Origin of the sequence: Pantoea sp. (assembly GCF_028283705.1) — a bacterium.
In the GTDB taxonomy this organism is placed as follows: domain Bacteria; phylum Pseudomonadota; class Gammaproteobacteria; order Enterobacterales; family Enterobacteriaceae; genus Pantoea.
This window is the reverse complement of sequence record NZ_JAPWKD010000009.1, coordinates 43,465-50,772: the sequence shown is the minus strand read 5'-3', so window position 1 is coordinate 50,772 and position 7,308 is coordinate 43,465. Positions and strand designations below refer to the sequence as shown.

The 7,308-nt window shown below is 50.3% G+C and carries 6 protein-coding genes and 3 pseudogenes; 6 read left to right on the top strand and 3 right to left on the bottom strand.

Features of this window, described 5'->3' with window-relative positions; all coding sequences use genetic code 11:
- The 6 genes and pseudogenes from PW844_RS06780 to PW844_RS06755 all read left to right on the top strand — a co-directional run.
- Positions 1–372, top strand: a pseudogene (locus tag PW844_RS06780) (hypothetical protein); the annotation flags it as partial.
- A gap of 359 nt (positions 373–731) precedes the next feature.
- Positions 732–920, top strand: coding sequence for a YegP family protein (locus PW844_RS06775; protein WP_299449670.1), 189 nt, complete (start codon positions 732–734; stop codon positions 918–920).
- 52 nt (positions 921–972) lie between these two features.
- Positions 973–1,113 (top strand): annotated as a pseudogene (locus tag PW844_RS06770) (ArsR/SmtB family transcription factor); the annotation flags it as partial.
- Positions 1,113–1,612, top strand: a pseudogene (locus PW844_RS06765) (rhodanese-like domain-containing protein); the annotation flags it as partial. The pseudogenes PW844_RS06770 and PW844_RS06765, both read left to right, overlap by 1 nt.
- 145 nt (positions 1,613–1,757) lie before the next feature.
- Entirely contained in the window at positions 1,758–2,114 is a 357-nt protein-coding gene (locus tag PW844_RS06760) for a hypothetical protein (protein ID WP_299449669.1), read from the top strand.
- A 117-nt stretch (positions 2,115–2,231) separates the two neighbouring features.
- Positions 2,232–2,891 carry an epoxyqueuosine reductase QueH gene (locus PW844_RS06755; protein ID WP_084876377.1) on the top strand — a complete coding sequence of 220 codons (660 nt, stop codon included), beginning with the start codon at positions 2,232–2,234 and terminating at the stop codon, positions 2,889–2,891.
- Here the strand turns inward: PW844_RS06755 and PW844_RS06750 are convergent.
- The 3 genes from PW844_RS06750 to mgtA form a co-directional block, all read right to left on the bottom strand.
- Complete coding sequence (locus tag PW844_RS06750) at positions 2,888–3,460, bottom strand: TetR/AcrR family transcriptional regulator (protein WP_299449668.1); 573 nt, start codon at positions 3,458–3,460, stop codon at positions 2,888–2,890. The two genes, PW844_RS06755 and PW844_RS06750, sit on opposite strands and share 4 nt — an antisense overlap.
- Position 3,461: 1 nt before the next feature.
- Entirely contained in the window at positions 3,462–3,719 is a 258-nt protein-coding gene (locus PW844_RS06745; protein ID WP_299449667.1) for a DUF1471 domain-containing protein, read from the bottom strand.
- A gap of 405 nt (positions 3,720–4,124) precedes the next feature.
- Entirely contained in the window at positions 4,125–6,848 is a 2,724-nt protein-coding gene (gene mgtA, locus PW844_RS06740) for a magnesium-translocating P-type ATPase (RefSeq protein ID WP_299449666.1), read from the bottom strand.
- Positions 6,849–7,308 lie beyond the last annotated feature (460 nt).

The window sequence follows — 7,308 nt, the reverse complement described above, 5'->3', positions numbered from 1 at the left end:
AATGCTTTAATGATGTGCTCCGTAAACGCGGCATCACTACAAAAAGAAGCAATTGAGCATAACCAGACAATGGAAGGGCTGATAAAAAGTTCAATGTCTTTCTTTGAAGAAGTAACACTGCCTTTATGTAATCCGGATTTGATTATTGCACATAGCAATGGACTGTCATCTCCCTCCGCTGCGAGTCTGTTACTGAAGCATTTTGGAAACAAAGATACCCTGAAGTATTCCCATCCCAATGGTTACTACACAACCTTTGGCTTCATTGGGAAGTTCAAAGCCCAAACCGTTCCTGTCATTTGCATTCGACATATGTCGAGGTTTAAACCTCAGTATGAGTACATTAAAGCGGCTATTTCAATGATGCAGTAACTTGTAATAAATACAGCCTAATAAAAAGTTACCTAACTGAATTGGTATACGCTTAGGTATACAAAAGAAAGATGAATTCGATAAAAACAATAAATAACAATCAATTGCGAGAAAAATTCAGACTCCGCCAGCCCACCAAAATTCTTCAAAGATGGTTCCAGAGCCATCCGCAGAAGTCCTGAAAGCCCGCACAGCGTAAGCCTTGCGGGCTTTTTTGTGTCTGTAACTCCTGCTAGCTACAGAGAAGGAAGTGAACGACGTCCTAAAATCATGAGAAAGATGAATTGATCAATATTTATCCATGAGGAATATTAAGTCGCCGGGGCAAGAGGCTCCGGGATTCAATAAGGAGATATCTCATGGGCTATTACATTCTCAAGAAAAGTACCAAAACCGTACAGAACCAGAAGTATTATTTTGTGTTGAAGGCAAGCAATGGCGAAACTATCGCCACCAGCGAAATGTACTCCACTAAGCAAGCCGCACAAAATGGCATCAGATCCGTTCAGCAGAATGGTAGCTCAGCTGATGTCCGCGACCAAACTTAACATCGCAGCCTAATTTAAGGGCTGTCATCAGCCCTTTTTTATGCTGCATGGCCAGCACCTTGCCCGCATGAGGGCGGAAAACCTCATTGAGAGCGAGAGACAGGCGCAGCGCGTTAATTATTCTATTAAAGATGAATCAGTACAAAAGCTGGTAGCGACCTTAAAAGCGATTTTCTGCCCGGAGAATACATGATGAGCCACGCCACAGCTTCACCCAATGAAATCAACCAACTCAGGGAAAAGGGGCCGTGATTGTTGATATTCGCGAAAAAGATGAGTTTCGCCGCAAGCACATCCCCGGAGCTATTCCATGGCCTCTGAGTGAGATACAGTCTGGCAACACGCTGTACACCTTCCCAGCACAGAGTCCCGTGATTTTTCATTGTCAGGTAGGCTCGCGTACCCAACAGAACAGAGCAGCGCTGGCAAAAACCGTCGATGGTGGCGAATTCGTCCTGCTTGAGGGTGGGATCAATGCCTGGAAACAAGCGGGTCTTCCGATAGTAAAAAACGCCAGACAGCCTCTCCCCCTGATGCGACAGGTGCAGATCACTGCCGGAACGGTGGTTCTGGTGGGGGTTATTGCGGGGTATAATCTGCATCAGGGATTCTTTTTACTATCCGGTTTTGTCGGCGCGGGTCTGCTTTTTGCTGGTATCAGTGGCTGGTACGGCATGGCAAATTTACTGGCAAAATGCCCTGAAATCGCCAGTAGTAAAAATAAAGCCGGTCAGAACACGATGATTCATTTACAGTTTATTCCTAAAGCCAGATGTTACTGAGCGTGCCATTGTTAACTACGGTCAGAACATTAATGACTTTGATGAGGGAATATTCATGAAAAAGACAATTATCGCTTTATCAGCATTTCTGCTGGCTTCGTCGGCTTTTGCCGCTACCACACATGCAACCGATGAAACCGTAGCCAATGCACAGGCAGGCGCGAATACCGCAAAAGAGAAACTGCATCAGGCTCAGGATGAAGGGTCTGAACTGAAGCTCAAGTCTAAACATGCTGCTGAAGGTAAAAGCGATAGCCTGAGTAGCAAGGCGAGCGAAGGCACACAAAAGGCCTGGAATAAAACCAAAGAAGGGACTGAAAAAGGTTGGGATGCCACCAAAGAAGGTGCTCAGAAAGGCTGGAACAAAACCAAAGAAGGTGCCAGCGACGTGAAGAAAAAAGTCACCGAATAAGTTAACTCAGAGGCCGCAAATGCGGCCTTTTCTTTATCTTAACAAACCCCATTCTTTGCTTCCTGGCTGCATAGCCCTTACACTGCTGTTTTCCTTCAAAAACCATTAAACACGCTTATGTCTGACACCTTCATCCGCCAGCCACTTCCCCTACCAAACGGTCACAACAAAGTGCTGCTGCATTCCTGTTGCGCGCCCTGCTCCGGTGAAGTAATGGAAGCGATGCTGGCTTCCGGTATCGATTACACCATTTTCTTTTACAACCCAAACATTCATCCACTGAAAGAATACGAACTGCGGAAGGAAGAAAATATCCGCTTTGCCGAGCAGTTTGGTGTCCCTTTTGTCGATGCCGACTACGACAAAGACAACTGGTTCGAACGCGCCCGCGGTATGGAGTGGGAGCCGGAACGCGGCGTGCGCTGCACCATGTGTTTTGATATGCGCTTCGAACGCACTGCATTATATGCCCACGAACATGGTTTCCCGGTCATCACCAGCTCACTGGGTATTTCGCGCTGGAAGAATATGCAGCAAATCAACGATTGTGGAGTACGTGCCGCCGCACGTTATCCGGATATGCTGTATTGGGAATTTAACTGGCGTAAAGGTGGGGGTTCCGCACGCATGATCGAAATCAGCAAGCGCGAGCGTTTCTATCAGCAGGAATATTGTGGTTGCATCTATTCATTACGCGACAGTAACCGCCATCGCGTCGCCAGTGGTCGGGAACGCATCGAAATTGGCGTGCAGTATTACCAGCCTGATGAAGACTAGCTCTGCAGAATGCTGGTGAAAAACCGCTGAACCATCGTCGCATCCGGCTGCCTGCCTTCCTGAATAATGGAACGCAGCAGCCACGCATCAGTGAACGCTACCGCAGCTTCTGCCTGCTGCGAAGTCAACGCCAGTTGCTGTTGCAGTATTTGCTGATGACTGGTAATCCATGCCGCTGCTGCCTGCCGCAGACGAGGGCGTGAAACCGCAGCAACAAACAATTCGTACTCACAAATTAATCTGGCCCGCGCATCCAGCGTCCAGAACAAGAACCGGGTTAGCTGCCGTGGGATGTCCGTTTCTGCTTCCACGAGAAACCACTCTTGTGTTTGCCGGGTAAAATTCTCCACCGCCCGTTCGATGACCGCCGCATGCAGCTCATCGAGATTTTTAAAATGATAAGTGACGGTTCCAGGCGAGATATCACAATCTGTTGCCACCGCGCGATGGGTACAGGCATGTAATCCGTCGCGGCGAATAATCGCCGCTGCACAGTGCAAAATGTTGTCACGCATCTGCTCAGCGCCAGCGCGCATCGCTCTCTTCCCGACACTCATCATCTGACTCATCTTATTTCAACAGCTGTGCACTGCCTGAAAAGGTGTTCTTGCCGTTGGCAGAAGTGATATGAAACGCCGGAGCACCTGCGCGGTCAGCTTTTTGAGCGAGCGCTGCAACCAGATCGTCAAGATTGCTGGCACCGCTGGCACTGATATGCCCGATCACCTGCTGCGTTCCCGGAGACGCAATTTCAGTGGCAGCCAACGCCGAAGCACTCAGGGAGACCAGCGCACCGGTCATCATCAGTTTTACAAGGATAGTTTTCATATTTGCTCCAATTGGGGGGAAATGCTGGAGCGCATGGTAGAGCGATGGTCAGATAAACATAACCCTGTCATCCTGACAGACTTATTCATTAAAATTGAACAAGTATAGCCCATTAAAATACCGTACAACGTACAAAATTAGAAATTATTATCTATAAAATAACATAAAACTAATTAAACACTCCAAAAACAGACTTTCATCGTACCGGCGTACGATAAACCCGTGTCAAGCCTTGCGTTTTCTGGTCAAAAAAAAGCAGCGCTTCCTGGGAAAACGCTGCTGTTATAACCGCCCAAATCGTTAAATCCGTTAACGCACCACTACCGTCAACAGTACGATCACTGCCATCATGATTAGTAGATGGCACACCACCTTATCCAGTTTGCGCATATCGCCTCCCTGGTTTTAGAACCACTGACCAAAACGTTTGATGTAGAACGTTTTCATGCCCTGCGCCAGCACGCAGTAACCCAGCAGAATCGCGACCAGCCACGGGAAGTAGGCCCACGGCAGCGGTACCAGCCCCACCATCGCGCCGAGTGGCGAGAACGGTAGCAAAATCCCCGCCACCATCACACAGCCGGTGGCAAGCAACACCGGCAATGCCGCACGGCTCTGAATAAACGGAATTTTTTGTGTCCGCAGCATATGCACCACCAACGTCTGTGACAGCAACCCTTCTACAAACCAGCCAGACTGGAACAGCGACTGTACTGCCGGAGTATTGGCAGCGAACACATACCACATGACGGCAAAGGTTGTGATATCAAAGATGGAAGAGGTCGGCCCAATCCACAACATGAAACGTTTGATATTACGCGCATCCCATTTACGCGGTTTACGCAGGAATTCACGGTCCATTTTGTCCCACGGCAGTGCCAGCTGGGAAACGTCATACATCAGGTTCTGAATCAGCAGATGTATCGCCAGCATTGGCAGGAACGGTATAAAGGCGCTCGCTACCAGCACGGAAAAGACGTTGCCGAAGTTAGAGCTGGCGGTCATGTTCAGATACTTAATGATGTTACCGAAGGTTTCCCGGCCCTTCATCACACCCGCTTCCAGTACCATCAGATCTTTTTCCAGCAGGATAATGTCAGATGATTCTTTCGCGATATCCGCAGCGCTATCAACAGAGATCCCCACATCCGCATCGCGCAGGGCTGGTGCATCGTTGATACCGTCCCCCAGGAAGCCAACGGTATGATCCTGCTGTTGCAGCGCTCGCAGGATGCGTGATTTCTGCAATGGCGTCAGTTTGGCGAATACCGCACTCTGCGCGGCTACTGTCGCCAGCTGTTCATCACTCATCGCCGCAATATCATCGCCGGTGACGATGGTGCCACAGTCAATACCGACCTGCTGGCAGATACGCGCCGTCACGACCGGGTTATCACCGGTCAGCACTTTGACGCTGACACCGTTTTCCTGCAACGCAGTAATGGCTTTCGCAGCACTCTCTTTTGGCGGATCGAGGAAGGTGAGCAACCCTTCGATCGTCAGCCCCTGCTCATCTGCCACACCCAGCGCATGCTGTAAGCCGGGTTCCGGCAGAACACGGCTGGCAACCAGCAGCACGCGAAAGCCCTGCTCGTTATACTGATGCGCCAGTGCCAGCAGTTCCGCACGACGATTCGCATCCAATGGCTGGATTAGCTTACCTTCACGTTCTGCCGTGGCAATGCTCAGCATCTCTTCCACCGCGCCTTTGCAGATCAGCAACTGCTGACCAAGACGACGGTCTGCCACCACCACCGATACCCGGCGGCGGATGAAATCAAACGGCAGCTCATCCACTTTGCTGTAGTAATCCGCCACAGCACTGCTGACGCGGTGTTCACCGTAGCGCAGGATGGCGCGGTCCATCAGATTGGGCGTGCTGCTTTGATAGTGGCTATTCAGCCAGCTCAGCATCAGTACGCGTGAGTTTTCCACACCTGCACAATCAAGATGGTGCTCCAGAATAATGTTGTCCTGGGTCAGCGTGCCGGTTTTATCGGTACACAGAATATCCATCGCACCCAGGTTCTGAATTGCATTCAGACGTTTCACGATAACTTTGCGGCGTGACATGGCGATCGCACCTTTCGCCAGGTTGGAGCTGACAATCATCGGCAGCATTTCCGGTGTCAGGCCCACCGCCACCGCCAGGGCAAACAATGCAGCATCCAGCCAGTCACCTTTGGTCAGGCCGTTAATCAGCAAAACCACCGGCACCATCACCAGCATAAAACGGATTAACAACCAGCTAACGCTGTTAACTCCACGGTCAAACGACGTTTGCGTACGGTTGCCAACGATGGATTTCGCCAGGCTGCCAAAATAGGTTTCCTCTCCTGTCGCCACCACTACGGCTTTCGCTGTACCGCTGGAGACGTTGGTTCCCATCAGACACACGCTACCCAGTTCCAGCAGAGAAGCCCCCTGTTCACTGGAAGCCATGCTTTTGCTGGCGAGGTTGCCGGTGACATCATATTTTTCCACCGGCAGCGACTCGCCAGTCAGAATCGCCTGGCTGATAAACAGATCGCGTGAATCAAGCAGGCGCACATCGGCAGGCACCAGATCCCCGGCAGAGAGATAAATGATGTCGCCCGGCACCAGGGTGGTAATGTCCACTTCCTGTTTGCACGCGGGTTGCTGTGCCGATTCGCGACGCAGTACCGTCGCGGTGGTACGCACCATAGATTTGAGTGCCTGAGCCGCTTTATTAGTACGGAACTCCTGCCAGAAACGCAGCAAACCGCTGAGCGTTACCATCGTCAAAATGATGATGACACCGGTCAGATCGGTCTCCTCGCCATGGCGTGCCGGTATCCAGTAATCGGTGAAGAAGCTCACGCCGGCCAGCACCATCAGGACATAAATAAATGGATTGTTGAACGCCTGCAACAGCTGCACCAGCGCTGGTGGCGCTTTATCATGTGCCACCTGATTGTGACCAAATACCGCCAGACGCGCTTCAGCTTCACTGGCACTCAGTCCCTGCGCATCGCTATGCACCCGAGCCAGGGTTTCACTGGCGGTGAAAGCAGCTTCTTCTTCAATCAGATAGCGTGGGGTTTTCTGACGCGGCTGACGTGCGATGTTCAGTGCTCTTTTTTCTTTATTGAGTTTCATGTCAGTCATCGTGACACTCCTCTTTTTTTACGGCGATAAATATCCCTGCATGTCTGGCATGCATTATTGGGAAATAAATTAACGGCAAAGCGTTATTAAAAAAAACGACACACACGAAATATTCATGCCTGTTTACGGGAAGAGAAAATAAGTTATCCCGCTCACTGCGACAGTAAGTAATGAATATTCAACGATGTCGATGCCCGCGTTCTGTCGCCAGATGCGCAGGAAGAACCAGCACACTGAAGATCAGTGTGCGCACCGAGGTGGAGGGAAAAGTGCGTGTAAAATCATGTGCATGACGTTATCCCCTGGGCAGTAGCCCGTACAAAAGTTAAAGCATGGGAACAATCGTCAGAAAAGAGAGAGGATTGCTACCTGCCGGTTCCGGCAAGCAGCAACAAAAGAATTCGTGCGTCAGCTTGCCTTGTGTTGTGTTAAATAAGGGTGACTGTCCAACTGAATTCTC